Annotated in this window: 20 protein-coding genes; 13 read left to right on the top strand and 7 right to left on the bottom strand. The window is 40.9% G+C overall.

Going from position 1 to position 21,247, the window contains the following annotated elements; genetic code table 11:
- Positions 1-60 precede the first annotated feature (60 nt).
- The 4 genes from ACT3IB_RS14205 to ACT3IB_RS14190 are packed head-to-tail and all read right to left on the bottom strand — an operon-like array spanning position 61 to position 5,382.
- Complete coding sequence (locus ACT3IB_RS14205) at positions 61-1,149, bottom strand: acyl-CoA dehydrogenase family protein (RefSeq protein WP_491539688.1); 1,089 nt, start codon at positions 1,147-1,149, stop codon at positions 61-63.
- 46 nt (positions 1,150-1,195) lie between these two features.
- Positions 1,196-3,562, bottom strand: a complete 2,367-nt coding sequence (locus tag ACT3IB_RS14200) for a penicillin-binding protein 1A (RefSeq protein WP_491539687.1) — start codon at positions 3,560-3,562, stop codon at positions 1,196-1,198.
- Positions 3,559-4,347, bottom strand: a complete 789-nt coding sequence (locus tag ACT3IB_RS14195) for a UDP-2,3-diacylglucosamine diphosphatase (RefSeq protein ID WP_491539686.1) — start codon at positions 4,345-4,347, stop codon at positions 3,559-3,561. The genes ACT3IB_RS14200 and ACT3IB_RS14195 overlap by 4 nt, the downstream gene beginning before the upstream one ends.
- Before the next feature lie 15 nt (positions 4,348-4,362).
- Positions 4,363-5,382 (bottom strand): polyprenyl synthetase family protein, encoded by a 1,020-nt coding sequence (locus ACT3IB_RS14190; RefSeq protein WP_491539685.1) that lies wholly within the window; start codon positions 5,380-5,382, stop codon positions 4,363-4,365.
- A gap of 289 nt (positions 5,383-5,671) precedes the next feature.
- Between ACT3IB_RS14190 and ACT3IB_RS14185 the strand changes: the two genes are divergently transcribed.
- The 12 genes from ACT3IB_RS14185 (at position 5,672) to ACT3IB_RS14130 (ending at position 15,820) form a co-directional block, all read left to right on the top strand.
- Positions 5,672-6,961 (top strand): glucose-6-phosphate isomerase, encoded by a 1,290-nt coding sequence (locus ACT3IB_RS14185; protein ID WP_491539684.1) that lies wholly within the window; start codon positions 5,672-5,674, stop codon positions 6,959-6,961.
- Between the two features lie 3 nt (positions 6,962-6,964).
- Positions 6,965-7,630: a deoxynucleoside kinase gene (locus ACT3IB_RS14180; protein WP_491539683.1), complete on the top strand. Its 666-nt coding sequence runs from the start codon at positions 6,965-6,967 to the stop codon at positions 7,628-7,630.
- Positions 7,631-7,676: 46 nt separating this feature from the next.
- On the top strand, positions 7,677-8,189 hold the full coding sequence (locus ACT3IB_RS14175) for a YceD family protein (protein ID WP_491539682.1): 513 nt from the start codon (positions 7,677-7,679) through the stop codon (positions 8,187-8,189).
- Positions 8,190-8,210: 21 nt separating this feature from the next.
- The gene (rpmF, locus tag ACT3IB_RS14170; protein WP_491539681.1) at positions 8,211-8,390 is read left to right on the top strand and encodes a 50S ribosomal protein L32; all 180 of its coding nucleotides are present in this window, start codon (positions 8,211-8,213) and stop codon (positions 8,388-8,390) included.
- A 21-nt stretch (positions 8,391-8,411) separates the two neighbouring features.
- The gene (gene plsX, locus ACT3IB_RS14165; RefSeq protein WP_491539680.1) at positions 8,412-9,395 is read left to right on the top strand and encodes a phosphate acyltransferase PlsX; all 984 of its coding nucleotides are present in this window, start codon (positions 8,412-8,414) and stop codon (positions 9,393-9,395) included.
- A 12-nt stretch (positions 9,396-9,407) separates the two neighbouring features.
- Positions 9,408-10,403 (top strand): beta-ketoacyl-ACP synthase III, encoded by a 996-nt coding sequence (locus ACT3IB_RS14160; RefSeq protein ID WP_491539679.1) that lies wholly within the window; start codon positions 9,408-9,410, stop codon positions 10,401-10,403.
- Positions 10,404-10,406: 3 nt separating this feature from the next.
- The gene (gene fabD, locus ACT3IB_RS14155) at positions 10,407-11,294 is read left to right on the top strand and encodes an ACP S-malonyltransferase (protein WP_491539678.1); all 888 of its coding nucleotides are present in this window, start codon (positions 10,407-10,409) and stop codon (positions 11,292-11,294) included.
- Positions 11,295-11,306: 12 nt separating this feature from the next.
- Complete coding sequence (gene fabG / locus ACT3IB_RS14150; RefSeq protein ID WP_491539677.1) at positions 11,307-12,056, top strand: 3-oxoacyl-[acyl-carrier-protein] reductase; 750 nt, start codon at positions 11,307-11,309, stop codon at positions 12,054-12,056.
- A 149-nt stretch (positions 12,057-12,205) separates the two neighbouring features.
- Positions 12,206-12,445: an acyl carrier protein gene (locus tag ACT3IB_RS14145; protein WP_441000190.1), complete on the top strand. Its 240-nt coding sequence runs from the start codon at positions 12,206-12,208 to the stop codon at positions 12,443-12,445.
- Positions 12,446-12,471: 26 nt separating this feature from the next.
- Complete coding sequence (gene fabF / locus ACT3IB_RS14140; protein ID WP_491539676.1) at positions 12,472-13,716, top strand: beta-ketoacyl-ACP synthase II; 1,245 nt, start codon at positions 12,472-12,474, stop codon at positions 13,714-13,716.
- A 7-nt stretch (positions 13,717-13,723) separates the two neighbouring features.
- The gene (rnc, locus tag ACT3IB_RS14135; RefSeq protein ID WP_491539675.1) at positions 13,724-14,470 is read left to right on the top strand and encodes a ribonuclease III; all 747 of its coding nucleotides are present in this window, start codon (positions 13,724-13,726) and stop codon (positions 14,468-14,470) included.
- Between the two features lie 315 nt (positions 14,471-14,785).
- Positions 14,786-15,820, top strand: a complete 1,035-nt coding sequence (locus ACT3IB_RS14130) for a sigma-54 interaction domain-containing protein (RefSeq protein ID WP_491539674.1) — start codon at positions 14,786-14,788, stop codon at positions 15,818-15,820.
- Between the two features lie 75 nt (positions 15,821-15,895).
- Here ACT3IB_RS14130 and ACT3IB_RS14125 read toward each other — a convergent pair whose 3' ends face one another.
- Complete coding sequence (locus ACT3IB_RS14125; protein WP_491539673.1) at positions 15,896-16,726, bottom strand: sigma-54-dependent transcriptional regulator; 831 nt, start codon at positions 16,724-16,726, stop codon at positions 15,896-15,898.
- Positions 16,727-17,293: 567 nt separating this feature from the next.
- On the opposite strand from ACT3IB_RS14125, the gene ACT3IB_RS14120 reads away from it, so the two are divergent.
- Positions 17,294-18,529 carry a glycosyltransferase family 2 protein gene (locus ACT3IB_RS14120; protein WP_491539672.1) on the top strand — a complete coding sequence of 412 codons (1,236 nt, stop codon included), beginning with the start codon at positions 17,294-17,296 and terminating at the stop codon, positions 18,527-18,529.
- 199 nt (positions 18,530-18,728) lie between these two features.
- Here the strand turns inward: ACT3IB_RS14120 and dnaB are convergent, their stop codons facing one another.
- Both dnaB and ACT3IB_RS14110 read right to left on the bottom strand, forming a co-directional pair.
- Complete coding sequence (dnaB, locus tag ACT3IB_RS14115) at positions 18,729-20,240, bottom strand: replicative DNA helicase (protein WP_491539671.1); 1,512 nt, start codon at positions 20,238-20,240, stop codon at positions 18,729-18,731.
- 142 nt (positions 20,241-20,382) lie between these two features.
- Complete coding sequence (locus ACT3IB_RS14110) at positions 20,383-21,240, bottom strand: uracil-DNA glycosylase (protein WP_491539670.1); 858 nt, start codon at positions 21,238-21,240, stop codon at positions 20,383-20,385.
- Between the last annotated feature and the right edge of the window lie 7 nt (positions 21,241-21,247).

Genomic DNA, 21,247 nt, shown 5'->3' with positions numbered 1-21,247 from the left:
TTATTTTGATAATTTCTTAAAGGCGGTTTCCATTTGGAGATCGCCTTTTTTATTTACCAATTATTTCTCAGGTCTTAAAAACATGTGCTGACTGGCGGTGTGTAAATCGCGCCAACACCTATTTATGACAGAATCTGGATTGATGGCACTCATGCCTAGAAGGGGATAAAGTTCTTGTACACAATGAAGCGCTGTTTGACAAGATTTCTTAGATTGGGTAGCTATCTTATTAGCACGGCTAGCACCAAGCGTTCCAGATTTATGAAGTTCCTTCCAAGATTGTTCAACGTTGCCATAAATAGATTCCTTTGCTCGTTTAAATTTCAGATGTGACTTTTTGAATTTGCCCTGTAATACTTTTGGAAGTAGCTCGAGATCAGAAAGATCATTTTTAGATAGTAATATTTGTTTAGCTTCATCGAAAAAACGTCTGGCCATTCCAAGCATTGAAATGGCCAGCGTGCAGTGTGCAAATGTTTCGAATGGGTATCGGTAGAGCAGTCCTTCTACTTGAACAGAATCCGGAGAAATAGTGAACGTTCGTTTCTCTGGGATTTTTACTCCCTTAACCTCAAAATTGTGACTGCCCGTAGCTTTGAGTCCCATACTGTTCCATCGATCGGTGATCTCAATTTCATCAGGATAAAAGGTTATCGCTTTTGTGGCAGGTTCACCGGCTTCGCGTACGATTGCTCCTTCTTTAGTAATATAACAGCTTGCCGTTATTAAAGTAGCGTGATCTATAGCTGAAGCATATTTCCAATGTCCATTAATGTGAAAACCAGAATTCGTTTTTTCAGCTTTTCCACCCGGAAATCCTGAACCTGCAATTAATGTATTCTTTTGGCTGAATACAGATCGGGCAAATTTAGGTATCATGAAGGCGCCAAAAAGTCCGGCACCTGACGCAAGTGTAAGCGTCCAGCCCAGACTCCCGTCAATCCAGGAGGTTGCTTCGAGCCAGCGCAGGGCTTCAGGTAAATTATGCTGCAATCCACCATATTGCCGGGGGACAAAAAGACCAAAAAGCTTCTTTTTCTTTAGAATATCTACAGCAGATGACGTAAGCTTTTTCAAATTTTCAGAACGGTTGGCCTCGTTTGTAAGATCAGAGATCTCCTGTTCGGAAAAATAATTCGTAATCTTCATTGTCATCTAACACGAGACTGTGCCATAAAACAGAAGGTTATAAGGTCTACCAACCTATGCGTCCAGTGCCTGTTTCGTTGTTTTTGGCACTATCAGGGTCTTGCGGCATCACAAAGCCAGGTGGCGATTCAAAAGCATCATAACTCCACGGGGCTTTGGGATCCGAAGACGCCAAGTTGATAAATTTACCAACAATGGGAAGTGCGGAACGCGCTCCCTGGCCAATGTATGTGTCTTGGGGAAAGCGAATCATTCTATTTTCGCCGCCAACCCAAGCTCCCATGGTAATATGCGGCATCATGGCCATAAACCAGTTGTCGGCACTATTTTGCGTAGTTCCGGTTTTGCCGGCAACATCTTGGCGAACCCCATAAATATTACGCAGTCGAACTCCTGTTCCATAATAATCTTCCCCGCCGCGAATAACGCCGCGCATCATATCTACCATCATGTACGCCGTTTCGGGGCTAATAACCTCTTGCTGATATTCGGGATGATATTCTTTAATGACGTTGCCTTCTTTGTCCTCAATACGCGTAACGGCTATTGGATCGATGTGGACTCCCTGATTGGCATAGGTCGTATATGCGCTTACCATTTCAAGCAATGAAACTTTTGCTGTCCCGAGAGCGATAGAGGGATAGGCAGTAGTTCCCGACATATCAATGCCTAAATTAGATGCCATCTGTTTAATTTTGCGGGCAGCAGGTTCCAGTTCTTCTAATTTATTAGTGCCCGGGGCTCCGGCTAACTCAGGTAAAAGTCGAATTGTAACATTATTCAAGCTGCGGGCAAGTGCTTGACGCAAAGGTACCATTTCGGGGCCCTCAGGAACTTGCGGATCTTTGGGTTTCCATGCATCACCCGACCGATCATAAAAAACACTGGGGTACTTGGAGAATTTGTGATAAGGTTTGTAGCCATTGTCGATTGCTACGGTATAAACAAAAGGTTTAAAGGTGGACCCGGCCTGTCTTCGCGATTGATAAACATGGTCGTATTGGACATTTCCATAATCGGAGCCGCCCACCCAGGCCAGAACATTACCGTTATTAGGATCAATACCCACAAAACCTGCTTCAAGACGCGTTTTGGCTCGCTTTACTGAATCCACGAAGGCTGAGTCGGCCATCAGCGTATCAAAAACCACGGATTCCTGATTCGTATTATACTTCGAAAATGCATTTTTGTATCGATCTGTATCACGAATAAATTCACGCAAAAAGGAGGGGTATTTATTCCACAGCCGTTTCATATATTTTCCACTTTCAATAGCCTGTTGGCATTGGGAAAGCGATGCCTCTTGATCCCACTGTCTCCAGCCTGTGGTCCATTCACATTCATAAATGGTTTGTAATGAATCGAGCTTAGTCCTCAAAGCCTTTTCTGCATATCGCTGTAATCGCGAATCGATAGTAGTATAAATGGTTAATCCATCAGTATTTAAATTGTATCCATTCTCCTTTAACCATGGATCCACCTGTTGGCGTACATACTGCCCGAAATAACGATTCTCCTGCCCAGCTTTGGATGGGGGTTGATAATTAAGTACGATCGGTTCTTTCCGTAACTTGCCATATACGGCATCGCTGATAAATCCTCGTTTATTAAGCTGGAATAGGACTGTATTACGGCGATTTCTGGCATTATCGGGATAAATACGCGGATTATATGTATATACCATTTGCAGGGAGCCCACCAATGTTGCGGCCTCAGAAATAGTCAAATCACTTGCACTTTTACCGTAATGGGTTTGCGCAGCAGACTCTATGCCAAAAGTGCTGTTGGGAAATTCTACGGTATTGAGATACATCTCAATAATTTCTCGCTTGGTATAATTGTGTTCAATTTGAACAGCAGTAATCATTTCGCGCAGTTTACGGACAACAGAAAACTCCCGCCCAATTTTTTTATAGAGATTTCGGGCTAGCTGTTGTGTTAGTGTAGATCCGCCCTGAACACGCCCATTTATTAAGTGCCACGGTATTGCCAAAGTACGTATCATGTCGATACCCCAGTGGTTATAGAAGCGGTGATCTTCGGTGGCAATAAGAGCATCAACTACATGGGGAGATATTTTTTCAATGGGAATATGCGTTCGATTTTCGGTATAGTATCGATCTAATACTACGCCATCACGACTTTTTAATTCAGAGGCAATGGCTGTTTGGGGATTTTCAAGCTGATCGATAGAAGGGATACCTTGGTATAGGTAAAGGGTGAAGCCCGTAGCGGCTAATATGATAATACCTACAGCTGCTCCGGCCCAACGAAGTAATTTTTTTGATATTCCATTCTTGTCAGAAGAAGAGTTTTTGTGGGTATCGCCGTTGTGTTCTTGTGACTTTTTCTTCCGGTAATCGGGATCGTTGAAATAACGATCCATATCACTTCCGTAATCTGAATTGCTCATTTATTGCTGCTGGTTTCAAATTGTTTTAACGTCTGTAACTCTGGCTCCCAACAAACGAGAGAAAAACCATCATTATTGTAATAGACCATCGTTTGATGGTCATAAAAGGTACCTAAATTTATATAGGTTCCGAAAGGAAATTGTTTCCGTCGCGGAATATGGTCATGCCCTGTTAAAATAACTTCAACATCAGAGTTTTTGAGCTGGTGTTTGGCCCAGTTGTTTAATTGTTCTTCTTTGCGGGTATCCCAATCCATTTTACGGGTAACGCGCGAAAAGTATTTCATAATGGTATTTCCAGTTTGGGGTGGGAATACTATTTGAAATAGCTTGACAAACTTCTGGCTTCGCAAAAGCCGATGCATGAAGGGCCGCTTCAAATTATATTTGGGATCAGTGAGCCCATCACCGTGTAGCGTTAATATCTTTTTATCATTCGTGCTAAATTGGTATGCTTCAGGAACGAGGTAAAATCCCCGATCTGGTAAATGATTTCGGGTCCAATTATCGTGATTGCCCGTGATATATAAGGTAGGTCCCAATTGGCTATTGAAATCCTCAAATCGGTCGAGCAACTTTTTACCGAGTTTGGGTACAAAACCAGGGTATTCCATCCAGTAATCAAAAAGATCTCCTAACACAGCCAAATGTATATCATTCCGCTGACAATAGTTGATCAGCTGAATAAGCTCAGATTCGATACGTGCATTTTTAGCATCTGAAAATCCGCCCAAGTGGACATCAGAAATAAATAAGAGAGGCAGTTCAAGTGCGGGAGAATCCATTATTAACTGAAGCGATTATTTCTTCCGCTCGATAATAAACGTAATAAGATCTTCAAACGATGTTCTTTCCGGTGATTCGGGCAGCGTTGAAAGTTCTTCAAGTGCTCGCTGCGCGTACTCATTCATGATGGAACGGGCGTAGGTTATTCCACCTTTTTCGTGCACAAAACGAACAATCTCCTCGATTTCATCATTACTTTTCTTACGTTTTCGCATCAGATGACGCATACGGATCGTTTCAAAAAAAGAGGCGTTATCGAGAGCTTTGATAAAAGGGAGGGTAACCTTTCGTTCCTGTATATCATTTCGTTTAGGTTTGCCGATATCATCGACGCCGTAGTCGAAGAGGTCATCCCGAATTTGAAAGGCAATGCCGGTATTCATTCCGATCTCATGCATTTTTTGATGAATGGCCGGATCGTCGGAGGTAGATACAGCGCCACACTCACAACAAGCTGCAATAAGGCTGGCTGTTTTTTCAGAGATTACCTTAAAGTAATACTCCTCGTCCATGTTAAAGAGTCGGGCAGCTTTAAACTGTCGCAATTCACCTTCACTCATTTTTTTGACGGCATCAGAAAGTACTTTTAACAGCTTGAACTCCTCATACTCCAAGGCCGTTAGCAATCCTTTTGAGAGCAGAAAATCCCCAAGAAGAACGCTGGCCTTATTTTTCCAAACCTTATTGATACTTAGAAATCCGCGACGAACTTCCGCATCATCTACCACATCATCGTGGATAAGGGTAGCAGTGTGGAGCAACTCAATCATTGTTGCAGCCACGTAGCTGCGTTCGTTGACATCCCCAAAGAGCCTGGCGGACATAAATACCAGGGTGGGACGAATTTCTTTCCCTTTTTGTCGCAATAGATACTGAACAATTTTATCAAGAAGAAATACATCGGTACGGAGCTCATCTTTGTAAAAGTTGCGAAACTCGGATAAACTAGCTGAAACAGGATCGGTAATCTCTTTCAGCGTTTTTTTATCCGTACTCTTAAATTTTGTGACTTCTTTTAGTTCAGTATCAATCATTTACCTAAAGGTAGAAGGCTTGAAATTTTTAAAATGATGCTGGTTCTATCCATCTAAAAGCCTGCAGCGAATTAGACCTAATATAGCTGTCTGGGATGAGCTTCTCCACATTCAATTTTAGCTAAAATTATTTTAAATAATAGTGAATTTTAGGTTAGCTGTACAAAATATGTAAATGTAATTATAACTTGAATTTTAGCAATTAATCAGGTTTTATATTCCATCAAATTATTTAGTTTATTCCGAGCAGTTAACACATATTTAGCAGACCACCTAATAACAACGTATAATGATTGAGATTAAAACGAATCGGGCAAAACAGTTTTTGTCTGAAGATGAATTCAGCCATGCATATGAAAAGGCTGAAAATGCTTATAAAAAGGTACAAAAGGGCAGTGGCGAGGGATCCGAATGGTTGGGATGGCGAGATCTACTTGCAGATCCCAATGATGCTATACTCGAACAGATAGATAGTTTGGCAGCCAGTATTCGTGCTCAAGCTGATGTCTTTATTGTATGTGGAATTGGTGGCTCTTATTTAGGAGCTCGTGCTGTTGTTGAAGCATTAAGTTCTTTTTTTGGAACTGATGGTCCGGAGATTATCTATGCCGGTCACCATATGAGTGGAAAATATTTAAAGGATCTGATTGCCTACCTGAATGAACCGAAGAATGATGATGAACCCAAAAGTGTGTTCTTAAATGTGATTTCCAAATCGGGGACCACCCTTGAGACAGCCCTGTCCTTCCGCGTTCTACGAAAATGGATGACTAAACAATTTCCCGAAGATGTCGATGAACGGATCATCTGCACAACAAGTAGCGAGGGTGGAGCTCTTAATGAGTTGATTGGTCAACACGGGTACAAAAAATTTATCATTCCTGATGATGTCGGCGGTCGTTTTTCTGTATTAACTCCGGTAGGGTTATTTCCTATTGCTGTGGCTGGTATTGACATCAGGACGCTTTTTTATGAAGCCGTATCAAAATATGAAGAGTTGGAAGAAGATCCCGAGCAAGTTCTTGATTATGCGGCAACCAAATTTGCACTCTTCAATCAGGGTAAAACCCTAGATATTTTAACTGCTTTTGATCCTCAATTAGAAGCATTGGGTGGATGGCTGCAACAGTTGTTGGGCGAAAGTGAGGGCAAGCAAGGGAAGGGCATGTTCCCTGCTACGGCTATTTATTCTACTGACCTGCATAGCATTGGACAGTTTATACAGCAGGGGACTCGTAACATGATGGAGACATTTATCAGAGTTAAATCAGCGGATAAAAATATCACAATAGAGGAGCTGCCGGGAAATCATGACGGGCTTAATTATTTATCGGGACGAACATTTCATGAAATAAATACCCAAGCGTTTAAGGGAACGCTACAGGCACATACAAATGGTGGGGTTCCCAGCATTGTTGTTTCTCTGGATAAATTGAATGCTCAACATGTTGGTGAATTTATCTATTTTTACGAACAGTTGACGGCTGTGTATTGCTATTGCTTAGAGGTTAATCCCTTTAACCAGCCTGGCGTGGAAGACTATAAAAGAGAAATGTATCAATTATTGGGAAAACATTAGGGAATGTCGGATAATATTACAGAACAACTTGGCGATGCAGAAGAGGATAATCTTAAATTCATTTCAATTGCAGGTAACATTGGTGCGGGCAAATCTTCGTTGACAGAGTTGCTGGCGAAGCATTTTGGATGGGAGCCCTTTTACGAATCAGTAGATGACAATCCATACCTATCCGATTTTTATGAAGATATGCGTCGCTGGAGTTTTAACCTGCAAATATATTTCTTGTCAAGCCGATTTCGCCATCAAAAAGAAATGCTGGAGCGCGAAGGTCGTTTTGTGCAAGATCGCACGATTTACGAAGATGTCGAGATCTTTGCTAAAAACCTGCATGAAATGGGATTAATGAGTGACCGAGACTTTGAGAATTACGAGGCCCTCTTCAGGGAGATGACAAACTACCTTCAAGAACCCAATTTACTCATCTATATTCGCGCGCAGGTTCCCACTCTCGTCCAGCAAATCCAGCAGCGAGGTAGGGATTACGAAAACACGATCCGTATCGAATACCTTGAGCGTCTAAACCGATTATATGAAGATTGGATTCAGCGTTATCCCCATGAGAAGCTGATTATTGACACTGATGATCTGGATTTTGTCAATAACAAAGAGGATTTGGGGCGCATTATTGAACTCGTTGAGCAGCGGTTATTTGGGTTGTTTAATTGATTGCAGGTAAATCCAAATATTCATATTTTTGGGAACTATTACGGATATGTCAAAACTTGAATTTAACATAGTAGAAATACCCGACGGCGAGAGTCGGCGCACGGTAGAATTAACCAAAGAGGATTTGGATCTATCGCCTTACACATTTAAGGGCGGGACGGTTGATCTTCTTTTTTACCGTACGTTACATTTTATCAGGGTAAACTTTCATGTAGATTCGGATGTGGAAATTGTGTGCGATCGATCGCTTGAACCATACATCCAGCCCATTGAATCAGATTATGAAGTAGTATTCAAGGTAGATGTTCAGGAAGAAAAAGAAGATGAAAACGGTGCTGTTCGGAGATTTAATTTTTCCAGCAATACACTGAGTATCGAAGATGAAGTCCGTGATACCATATTTTTGAATATCCCTATTAAGAAGTTACATCCGAAGTTTCTTGATGAAGAGGGAAGGCCAAAAGAGTTTGAAACAAAATCTTTCGGAGACACTAAAGAAGATACAGACGCCGAGGTGGTAGATCCTCGGTGGGAAAAATTGAAAGAACTTAAGAATTAACAGAAATATCATTATTAGCTAATGGCACATCCAAAACGTCAACATTCTAAGTCACGAACTAACAAACGTCGCTCACACCATAAAATTGGTGAGCCAGCCCTGGCTGAATGCGATAATTGTGGTGCACTGCATCGTTATCACCATATTTGCAAAGAATGCGGCTATTATCGCGGCCGACAGATCATCGATGTGAACAAGTAATTTTATCCTAATCTCTTATTCATGATCATTGCTGTAGATGCCGCAGGGGGCGACTACTACCCAGAAAGTCCGGTCGAAGGTTCAATACAGGCTATTGAAGAAGATCCCAATCTAACGGTTGTTCTCGTTGGACCGGAAGACATAATAAATAATGAACTCAATGGGCATGACTACGATCAGGAAAGATTGTTAGTTCATCATGCTCCCGAGGTTATTGGGATGGATGAGTCACCTGCTCAAGCCGTAAAAACCAAGCAAAAATCCTCCATCGTTACCGGTGTTGGAATGCACAAGAAAGGGAAGTGCGATGCATTTCTTAGTGCCGGAAACACAGGAGCACTGCTTGCTGCTTCTACTTTTCTGTTAGGGAAGTTAGAAGGGGTAAGTCGACCTACAATTGCAGCAATTTATCCAACAATAAAAGGCCCCAGGCTGGTGATGGATGCCGGAGCAAATCTGGAAGTACGTCCATCGATGTTTGTTGAGTTTGCGAAAATGGGTCGTGTTTTTGCAGAAGAGATTATGGACGTGGATAATCCTCAAATTGGTCTGCTTAATGTAGGCGAAGAAGAAGAAAAAGGGACAGAAAACCTGAAAAATGCTTACGATGAACTACAGTCGCTATCCAATTTTATTGGTAACCTGGAGGGTGGTGATATTTTCAGCGGAAAGGCTGACGTCTTTTTATGTGACGGATTGGTAGGAAATATTGTTCTCAAATTTGGGGAATCCATTCCTGATGCCCTTGAATTATTCATAAAAAAGGGAATCAAAGATTTAGGGCTCGGGGCCAAGGAAGCAAAATTGGTCGGCAAAGTACTAAAAACATCACTTGCAGAGTTTGATCCCGATAAAGTTGGTGGTGTTCCTTTCTTAGGTGTTGATGGACTAACTATGGTTGGACACGGAAGCAGTTCCCCATTGGCGATAAAAAATATGATATTGAGTGCCGCAAAATGTGTGGACCACAATATCAACGAAAAAATTGTAGCATCTCTTAAATAAATTACCCCATACATGGCGGAATCAACACGAGCAGCGATAACAGCAGTAGGACATTATCTGCCCGAAAATCGGCTGACCAATGCCGATCTCGAAGAAATGGTAGAGACAAATGATGAATGGATTCGAACCAGAACCGGTATTGAAGAACGGCGTATTCTCGAAGACGATGATAAAGCCACCGCCTTTATGGGGGCAGAGGCAGCCAAAGAAGTCCTTGCGCAACGGGGTATTTCGGGCGATGAGATTGATACTATCATCGTAGCAACTGTAACCCCTGATTATCTTTTTCCGGCCACCGCTTGTTTGGTTCAGAATGAGATTGGGGCTAGCAATGCCTATGCTTTTGACTTGTCTGCTGCTTGCTCAGGTTTTTTATATGCTCTTACTACAGGGGCTAATTTTATTGAATCAGGTCGGGCTGAAAAAGTATTGGTGATTGGCGCCGACAAGATGAGCTCGATTGTCGATTATACTGATCGTTCTACCTGTATTCTGTTTGGTGATGGAGCAGGGGCCGTTTTGCTCGAAGCTTCAGAAGATGAAACAGGGATTATTGATTACATCCATCGATCTGAAGGGGATACGAAATTATCCTTATATCAACCGGCAGGTGGAAGTTTGAAGCCGGCTAGTGAACAAACGGTAGCTGACAGACTGCATTATGCTAAGCAAGACGGACGTACGGTATTTAAGAAAGCGACTGTTGGAATGGCTGATGTAAGTGCGGAAATTATGGACAAGAATGATCTTACGGCCGATGATGTAGCCTGGCTGGTTCCGCATCAGGCTAATTTGCGTATTATTGATGCAACTGCAAATCGTATGGGACTTGACAGCGACAAAGTGATGGTGAATATCGATAAATATGGAAATACAACGGCCGCAACCATACCGCTTTGTTTATATGACTGGAAAGATAAATTAGAACATGGTGATAATTTGATCCTCGCAGCATTTGGCGGAGGTTATACGTGGGGATCAATCTATCTTAAATGGGGGTGGAAATAAGTTATGAGTACTGCATATTTGTTTCCCGGACAGGGTTCACAATCTGTTGGAATGGGGAAATCTCATTATGATGAAAATGAGGAATTTGCTTCCTACATAAATCGAGCCAATGATGTTCTTGGCTTCGATCTCAAACAGATCATGTTTGAAGGTCCCGAGGAAAAACTGAAGCAAACAGAATTTACCCAGCCCGCTATCTTTGTGCATTCCATAGCTTTGTTTAATACGCTGGACGCTACTCCTGATATGGTTGCCGGACATAGTCTCGGAGAATTTTCCGCACTTGTTGCCTGTGGAGCAGTAGCTTTTGAAGATGCTCTGAAAATCGTGCGCCGCCGCGGTGAGCTGATGCAAGAGGCTGGTGAAAATAATCCCGGTACCATGGCGGCTGTCATCGGAATGGATGATGAGATAGTGGAAAAAATTTGTAAGCAGGCAACCGAAAACGTTGGGCAAGAAGTTATTGCTGCCAACTATAATTGTCCGGGACAATTGGTGATTTCCGGGGATGAAGATGCCATAGATAAAGCGATTGAGCTGTTAAAAGAAGAAGGGTGTCGCCTGGCAAAGAAGCTTCCTGTAAGCGGGGCTTTCCATTCTTCGCTGATGCAACCGGCTTATGATGGGCTAAAAGAAAGTTTGGAGACATTGGATATTTCTAAACCCGAATGTCCCATTTATAGCAATTACACGGCAGAACCTACAACAGATCCCGAAGCAATTCGATCGAATGTTTTAAATCAGTTGCTGAATCCTGTGCGATGGACACAGACCCTCCAGAATATGCATGAGAATGGGGCGGAATCATTTGTTGAGGTAGGACCCGGCAAAGTTTTACAGGGTCTTGTTAAGCGAACATTGGATGATGTTGAAATAAATGGTTATCAATAAAATTATTAGATCATGAGTTTATCATTAGAAGGAAAGACAGCATTAGTTACAGGAGGAAGCCGTGGAATTGGTAGAGCTATCGCCTTGACATTGGCCGATTATGGAGTCGATGTCGCCATCACTTTCGCCAGTTCGGTAGATGCAGCAAATGAAGTCAAGGAAGAGATTGAAGCTAAAGGATGTAAGTCTAAAGCTATTCAGGCTGATGCTGTAAAGCTTGATAAGGCTCAGGCAGTCATCGATGAGGTAGTCAATGATTGGAAAAAACTGGACATCCTGGTCAACAATGCAGGTATTACGCGTGATAATTTGATCTTGCGAATGAGTGAAGAACAGTGGGATCAAGTTATTGATACAAACCTGAAAAGTATTTTTAATTATAGTAAGGCTGTTGCCAAGCCTATGATGCGAAATCGAGGCGGTTCTATCATAAACATCAGTTCAGTAGTGGGTCTCTCGGGAAATGCCGGACAAAGTAATTATGCGGCCTCGAAAGCAGGAATTATTGGATTTACGAAATCATACGCGAAGGAATTTGCTTCAAGAAATATACGGGCAAATGTTGTTGCTCCGGGATATATTACAACAGAAATGACTGATGAACTTGACGAGAAAATTTTAGAAGCAATTGAAGAAGAAACCCCCATGGCACGTGCCGGCGACGCAGAAGAAGTTGCCAATACTGTACTATTTTTAGCTTCTGACCTTAGTTCTTACATTACCGGAGAAACAGTACGTGTGGATGGCGGAATGGCTATGTAAGCCCTTATTTTAACATTCAGCATGTAATGCTGAATGTCCTTAGTCCATAAAAATGTATTTTACGAATTTATATTGTATTTTCAGCCCATGCTTAACGAAAGTGGGCAGATTTCATTAAAGTTAACCCGAACATAAGTTAAATTACCGTTATGTCTCAAGACGTTGAATCAAAAGTAAAATCAATCATTGTTGATAAATTAGGTGTTGATGAATCAGAAGTTACGCACGAAGCGAACTTTACCAACGATTTAGGTGCTGATTCATTAGATACCGTTGAACTCATTATGGAGTTCGAAAAAGAATTTGATATCAGTATTCCTGATGAAGATGCAGAAAACATTGCTACTGTTGGTAATGCTGTTGACTATCTCGAAGAGAAAGTAAGCTAACATTCTTAAGCGCTAAACTTTTTAGCATGTCTAATCGCAGAGTTGTAATTACCGGAATCGGTGCCCTTACCCCCGTAGGTAAGACGGCACCTGATTTCTGGAATGGCCTAATATCGGGTAAGAGTGGTGCTCAGCCTATTGAGCATTTTGATACTTCTGATTTTCCGACCAAATTTGCCGCACAAATTGAAGACTATGATGAACTGGATTACTTCGAACGTAAAGAAGCGCGCCGACTGGACAAGGTTTGCCAGTATGCGTTGATTGCGGCTGAAGAAGCGATTCAGGATACCGGTCTCGATTTGGATGAAGTTAATAAAGATGATGTGGCCGTAATTGTTGGAACGGGAATAGGAGGTATGAATACCTTTTATGAGCAGTCCATTTCATTTCATGAACATGGACCACGGGGTGTATCTCCATTTTTTATCCCCAAATTAATACCCGATATGGTAGCGGGACAAATTTCCATCAAATATGGATTTAAAGGCCCCAATTTTTGTGCTGTATCAGCATGTGCTACCGGTTCTCATAATATTGCTCTGGCTTACGATTCCATTAAAAACGGCCAAAGCGACATGGCTGTATCCGGAGGTTCAGAAGCTCCTGTATCACGTATTGGTGTAGCGGGCTTTAACTCCATGAAAGCGATGTCTACCCGTAATGATGACCCGAAATCTGCCTCTCGCCCATTCGATAAGAATCGGGACGGCTTTGTGCTTGGAGAAGGATCGGGGATTCTCTTTCTGGAGGAATATGAGCATGCAAAAGAACGGGGAGCACAAATATACGGAGAAATTGTAGGATATGGTTTTTCTGCTGATGCCCACCATATTACGGCCCCCGATCCTGATGGAGAGGGAGTAATTTTAGCTCTTAACAGAGCACTTGACTCTGCAGGCATTTCAACTGAAGATGTAGACCACATCAATATGCATGGCACTTCTACGCCGCTTGGCGATATTGCCGAGACCAATTCGATTAAAAAGGTGTTTGGAGATCATGCGCATGAAATAAACCATAATTCCACGAAGTCGATGACCGGACATGCCCTTGGCGCTGCGGGAGCAATTGAGGCGTTAGCTACTTTGTTGTCGACCTATCATGGAATGATTCCGCCAACCATTAATTTTGAAACACCCGATCCGGAGTGTGATCTAAATTACACCTTTAACGAGGCAGAAGTGCGGGATGTTAAATATGCCTTGAATAATGCATTTGGTTTTGGCGGTCATAATACCACACTCGTCTTTAAAAAGTTCGAAGAGTAAACAGTGAATGTTTGACAAACTCAGGTCATATTTTCAAACAGACGAAGAATTGCCGCCTGAGCAGGAAAAACGAATACAGAAGCTCGAAGGGATTATCGGCACTACTATTGATAATCCCTTTATCTATATCCGTGCACTTCGGCATCGCTCCACGTTAGCTGACGATCAATTTTCCTCCATTGATTCTTATGAACGTCTCGAATTTTTGGGAGATGCCGTTCTCGATCTGATCGTCACTGAAATTATCTTTGATCTTTTTCCCAACGAAAATGAAGGTTTCTTAACGAAATTACGAGCTAAACTTGTTAAAGGAAATACCCTGGCAATGTATGCCGATGAGTTGGAACTCAATAATCTTATGCTGTTGGGGGAAAGAGTCCGTGGACAAGGTATTGAAGAGTCTAAAAGTGTTTTATCTGATCTTTTTGAAGCACTTGTAGGAGCTTTATATCTTGATCTAGGTTATGAACCTACCTCAAAATTTGTGCGAAATGTTATTGAGCAATACGTCGATTTTGACCAAATCGTAAATATGCTTGATAACTATAAAAGTTTGTTACTTGAGTTTGCTCAGGCCGAGCAGATGGAAATTCCTACCTACACCGTTATATCAGAAGAGGGGCCGGGACATGACAAGACGTTTGGAGTTGAAGTATATGTTGATGAAAAGCCTATGGCACAAGGCAAAGGTAAGAGCAAAAAAGAAGCTGAACAGCAAGCCGCTCGCAAAGCATTGAAAGTGCTTAAGGATTAACTTTGGTTTAACAGTTTCTATAGTTAGTTTGCCAAAAGCTAATCTAAAGTTTGTTGCTTAATAATTTATCTATGTCATTTCTTATTAGAATAAAAGAGATTAAAAGAAATCATTTTAAAAAACTTCTCAATAGAGGAATCCCCCACAAAAAAATTAGGAAATTTTAACTGGGATTGGAGAAAAATAATAATAGATTTTTAATTACCTGAATTTAAAGGAGTTATTGTAATAGTGTTCGGAAATATTTGGGTTGGCTTTTAAAAAAGTAAGCTAAAACTGAAATAAACAGTATGATTAAAGAGAGAGGGATACATTATGGAAGAAAACTCACAAGATAACAATGGTATAAATAAGAAGGGGGTAAAGAAACCCGTTTTTATTACGCAAAACCCGATTATGAAGGAGTTGTTGTCTAAGGTAATGTTGGTAGCTAAAACCAAAGCCACTCTTTTAATAACTGGGGAAAACGGAACGGGTAAGGAAGTCTTAGCTCAATTAGTTCATTACCATAGCAAAAGGAGTCAAAATAAATTAGTAGCTATAAATTGTGGTGCTATTCCATCAGAGTTGGTTGAAAGTGAATTGTTTGGCCATGAGAAGGGGGCTTTTACAGGAGCACATGCCAAAAAGGAAGGATGTTTTGAAATGGCACATAAGAGTACCCTTTTTTTGGATGAAATTGGGGAGATGCCCAAATCGGTCCAAGTAAAGTTATTGCGAGCTGTTGAGTTGGGATCATTCAGACGAGTTGGTGGCAAGGAAGAAATTGATGTTGATATTAGCCTGATATCAGCAACAAATAAGGTTCTTTTTGACCAAGTACAATCCGGTAGTTTTCGAGAAGATCTTTTTTATCGATTGAATGTCATTGAATTATATGTGCCTCCGCTTAGACATCGTAAAGAAGATATCCCGTTATTAGTAGAGTTCTATAAAAATCACTTCGTAGACACTTATGGTATTGAGGATATTGAGTTTTCAGAAGAAATTATGGAGATGTTTTTATCCTATGACTGGCCCGGAAATGTGCGCGAGCTGAAAAATATTGTCGAGCGTAGCGTGGTACTTTCTGATGGTGGGGCAATTACTCCAGACGTTATTCCATCGCGAATTCATCGAGGAGAAAATCTTTATCCGGTATGTAAAGGCAATCCCTATGACAAAATTATTCAAATTCCCATTGGAACAAGTATTGAGGAAATTGAACGAAGGGTTATTGACCAAACGCTTAGTTCAGTTGATAATAATAAAACTGAGGCAGCCAAGATTCTTGGATTCAGCAGAAAAACGTTGCACAATAAGTTGACTAAGTATGAGGCTGAAAAAGAAGAGCAAAAAAGTACTTCTTAATGGGTTTTTTACCTGGGTTATTTACCTTAAGTAAAGCAGTATTTGTGATTATAAAATCACAAATGATTTACTTTATTACTTTTTACTGTTGTCCAGCTTGTAGGGGAGATTCCAACTCATAGTAAATGGCAGGTGTTCCGATTTTATTGTTTTCCCAAGTGAAAGTATGGCACCTTGCAAGATGGCATTTTTAAGCTGACGGATGTTACCCGGCCAACTATAATTGAAACAGTCATACATAGCTTGTGGAGACATCTTTAAATTTCGATAGTCTTTGTTAAGCTCTTTAAACTCTTTCAGAAAATTATTTATCAGTATAGGGATATCTTCCTTTCGTTCTCGAAGAGGGGGGAGCATAATTACTACGGGATTTAACTGGGTAAGCAGCGTACCCCATACAGATGAATTGATTAGATCTTGATATGATTCTTGATTAAAAGAAAGTAGCATTCGTGGTTTTGAGGAACCTTCCGAGCGATATAGTTGATGCATTCCTTTATCTAAAGATGTAATAATGTTGAGCATATATTGTGGGGATAGTTCTGAGAACTGATCTAAATATAAGATTCCGCCTTCCGTTTGTTCCAGTGCCTCATACTTTAACGTAAGTTGATTTTGCTCAAAGTGTAGATGTCCCCAGAAGGTGTCTTTGTAAGTATCTTCGTTTATGTCTATACAGTAGAATGAGTAAAAAGGTTTAGCAGAACGCGTACTATTTTGATGAATAATTTCTGCAATTTTTTTCTTGCCGGATCCAATTTCTCCAATTATAAACACATTTGTGTCGAGTTTAGCTAGCTGCAACACCTTCTGGAAGATATCTTGCATCAAGAGGCTTGCAAAAGATTTTTCTATGTCTTTCAGTAATGTATTGTTTGTTTCAACAGTATTTTTTGATGCAATCATGATGTTGGATATGTATTTGGAGATATTATAACCTCTATAAAAAAATCGGTTCGACAGGTTCACATTTAAAATTCATTGGTCAAACTTATTGCTGACCTTAACTTAGAACCCTTCTGGTTCTGTTATTATTAACTACAACAAATATGCCAATTTCTATTTATCGTCAGATCTGGTTCATCGGTTAAGCCATGAAGGTGGAGAGGGGTATCAATTTCAGAAATTAAGACAAGTTGCTTGGGTAGTAATTTCATAGAAGGTCACTGAATAAGTGTAATAATGATTCAGACTATTATCAGCTGTTATATCCACAGATCTGTCTATAGTTATTTTTTTCAGAATAAGGGAGAACTCGGACTTATTTTCCGTTCAAAATAAGTAGGGGGTTGTTTTAAAGCCTTACCATTGGGAGCTATTTTAGTCAGAATAGTGATTGCTTTACAAATTTGGCGCGTTTGTTGCTTATAAAGTGGGACAGTTGCAATAGTTAGGCTTAAGCATTTTATAAAAGTAAGGTCCATAAGGATAAACAGCCTTAGTTTTTTATTACTGATTTATAGAAGGTGAACAATGGTTTATGTCGAGGTATTAAATTATTTCTTGGTTTTTACGGCGGGGGGGCTTATCGGTTATTATTTTGTGATCAGCTTATTAGCCTTACGGACAAACACGGACATTAGTCATGAGACGATTAAAACTAGAAAATTTGCAGTTATTTTATATTCACATGGAAATGGGAATGTTCTATCCCGTTCGTTATACAGTATATCGGGATTAGTATATCCTAAAAATAAATATGATTTAATCGTTATTGCTGATAGCTATTCTGATAGTATTGTTCAGATAGCAAAAAAAATGGGGGCTAAGATCTTAGTTCCTCCAAACAATGAACAAACTGGGAATGAAAATTATATCTTGCCTTGGGCTTTTAAAAGTCTATTGAAAGGAGATGCATCATACGATGCAATTGTTAGTTTTGATTCTGACGGATTGATATCAGGAAACTACTTGAAGGTAATGAACTATTATCTTGAGCAGGGGAGTGAGGTTATACAGGGCAGCTTTAATAATTTAAATAGCCCAAAGAGTTGGATCGGTAAGATTCGAGAAATGGATTATGTGATCGATCAATTTGTGTATTCGTTGGGACGAAAAGCATTGAATCAGGGGAAAACCCTTAGAAATAATGGGATATGTTTTTCTACTGCATTATTACGTGAATTTTCTTGGGAAACCGAGAAACAGCCAAGCATCACAGAATATGGAATAGATTTACGGTTAAATGGCATCGAAGTAGATTTTGCTTCCGCAGCGATTGTTTTTACAGAAATTCTACCGGTAATTTCAAATAAAAAAAATAACTTAATTAGTCAGAGTGCCAGCAACTATCAGCTTTTAAGAAAATATTTTCCTCAGTTTTTAAGGAGAGCGATCAAAACTAAATCATTTAAGTATGTTGATATAGTTTTTGAATTGATTTCCCCAAAATTTGCCAATCTTACACTTTTTGCTCTAGTAATAGGGGCAATGAATGGAATTGGATGGGGATTAGGATGGATGGGACTCTTAACATTGCTACTTTGGTTATTGATTATTGGTATTGCAATAACAAGTGTTTATTTAGCCTTAATAGTTGCCGGGGCACAGCAAAAATTTCGGAGACTGGTCATGTATATACCTGTTAATCTCTATTTAAAAATAGAAACTTTCTTCAAGAATACTCTGAGATCAGAGCAAGTAAAAGAAATCCCTAATGAAAAAGAAAAATATTTGAGAGTGCCTGACGAAAATCAGCCTGTGCAATAACTGAAAAAGCTACTTTCCTTTAGTTACAAGTGCTTACTTAAATAAGCTAGTCGTAAGCTTAGAAGATAGAATTATTTATGGCGCATTATTAGCAGAGGTGATTGCAGGAAAATAATACGAAGTTGACAAGCACTATCAAGAGAGAGGCATATGTCTAGACGCACAGATAGCGAAGGTAATAAAATATAGTGATTTGCCATTAAAATGGAGCTTCATCTCCGCCGGGATTATGTCCTGTTGGCGGCGGGCCTCCATTATTAGATTGCCCACTATTGTCAGAAGAATTGTTGTTTGGTTCTCCATATGGTCCGGCATCTGCTGTTGTAAGGTTTTCGAATCGAGCATAATCTTCTACAAAATACAGCGGTATGCTGCCGGTGGGGCCATTACGTTGCTTACCAATGATAATTTCAGCCAGGCCGGTTGTAGATTGTCCCTCCGGTGTTGTTTTAATGCCGTAATATTCCGGACGGTAAATAAAGCTCACAACATCAGCATCCTGTTCAATAGATCCCGATTCTCGAAGGTCACTAAGCTGTGGACGTTTATCACCACCACGCTGCTCAACGGCTCGACTAAGCTGTGATAGTGCAACAACCGGCACATCCAATTCTTTGGCTAATGCTTTAAGGCCTCGTGATATGGATGCAATTTCCTGCTCTCGTGTACCGTGATCACCACTGGCCGTCATCAGCTGTAGATAATCCACAATGATAAGACCAATGTCGTGCTCACTTTTGAGACGTCGTGCTTTTGTGCGTAGTTCCATAATACTTAGGCCAGGCGTATCATCTACAAAGATATTGGCAGTAAAAAGTCTTCCGGCGGCATCAATAAGACGTTTAAAATCCTCATCCTCCAGTTGTCCCGAACGGGCACTCTGGGCATTAATTCGTCCTTCCATCGTTAACAGGCGCTGAACCAACGATTGATTTGACATCTCAAGACTGAAAATAGCTACCTTGGTCCGCAGTTTTTCGTTTTGATGTAAAGCCGCATTTCGTGCCGTCGTCAAAACATAGGCCGTTTTACCCATTGAGGGACGTGCGGCAATAATTATAAGATCACCATCTTGCCATCCGGCGGTCAACTTATCTACATCGGTGCCGGTGGGGACACCTGTAATCCCGGAAGATTTTCCACGGATATCTTCCAGATAGGAGAGGGTATCTTTTAAAACATCACCAATAGGTTGTGCCTGTGCTCGCTGTTTCGAGTTGGCCAAGTCAAAAATTCGCTGTTCGGCATAATCCAAAACATCAATGGTATCAGAAGAACTGTCGTAAGCCTGCTTAATAATATCGGTACAGCCCAAGATCAGATTACGTTTGGTTGCTTTTTCGGCTATAATCTGGGCATGGTAATCAACGTTTGCCGCTGAGCTGACTGAGCGGGTAAGTTCAGACAAGTAACCAGGTCCGCCACAGGTATCAAGCAAACCTTTATCGCGCAATTCATTTTCCACCGTAAGAAGATCAAGTGGATTATCGCGTTCATAAAGGTCATGTAGGACCTCAAAAATATGTTGATGGGCAGGCTTGTAAAAATCATTTGGAGACAGCATCTGCAATGCAATCGTTGCCGCTTCATGTTCAATAAGCATAGAACCTAGAACGGCCTCCTCAACTTCTACTGCCTGCGGAGGAACGCGCCCTTCTTGGTCCAATATTTTGGAATCCCCTTTATTATTTGACCCTTTATTTGATGCCATCCGAGAACTGTTCTGAAATTGTAGCGAGTTTGTATAATTTGAAGGAAATGAACAAGAGGTAACGCAATTTGTTCACGCAACCATAAGTATAATAAAAGCGTCACTCTTACCGAAGTGAAAGGCCCTATATTTTTCTAAAAAATCAGGGTTTTCCGCCCAGCTCATCATATCTTTTGCGGAGCAGTTGAATGTCTTTCCATGTAGGACGTTTCCATTTGGAATGCCGAAGTAATGCAGCCGGGTGGTAGGTGGCAAGCAACTCGTAACTGCCTCGAAAATCGTGAAATTGTCCTCGCATTTTTGTTAAGGAAAGGTTCTTATCAAGAAGTGTTTGAGCCGCTACTTTTCCAACAGCTAAGATCAATTTAGGCTCTATTAAGTCGATTTGCCGCAGTAAAAACGGTAGGCTTCTCTCTCGCTCTTCGGGCTTGGGATTTCGATTGTTGGGCGGGCGATGTTTTAGGATATTTGCGATGTATACCTCTTCTCGCTTAAAATCGATAGCAGCTAAAATTTTATCGAGAAGTTGCCCGGCTTTTCCCACAAATGGCTCGCCTTGTTTATCTTCCTCGGCTCCGGGCGCTTCACCAATAATCATTAAATCCGCATTGGGATTTCCCACGCCAAATACTAATTGTGTTCCCTCTAAATCAGTTCGGAGCACATCTGCTTTCCGACACAATGTCTTTAACTCATCCAGAGAATTACACTTATCAATATGGTAATACACATCGTTGGATTCATCCTTATTAAATAATCCTTCCTGAGGGGTAAATCCCTCGTCTTGCTGTTTGTTTCCACCTGATGATGTCTCTTGAAGAGAAGGTTCAGTTACTGCATTATTACCGGAAGATGAGGATTGGATATCATGGGATTCGTCCATGGGAGATTCTTTATTACCAGAATCCATCGAAAAATCCCCATATAATTCGCGTTCTTTTTTTATAAAGGAGATCGCGTCATCTACAATGTTTTTGGGATCTCTGTTTGAATCAGCCATAGAATGT

It is taken from the genome of Fodinibius sp. GM21 (genome assembly GCF_058386955.1).
The sequence above is the reverse complement of the archived record's forward strand: the minus strand, read 5'-3'. Positions and strand labels throughout refer to the sequence as shown.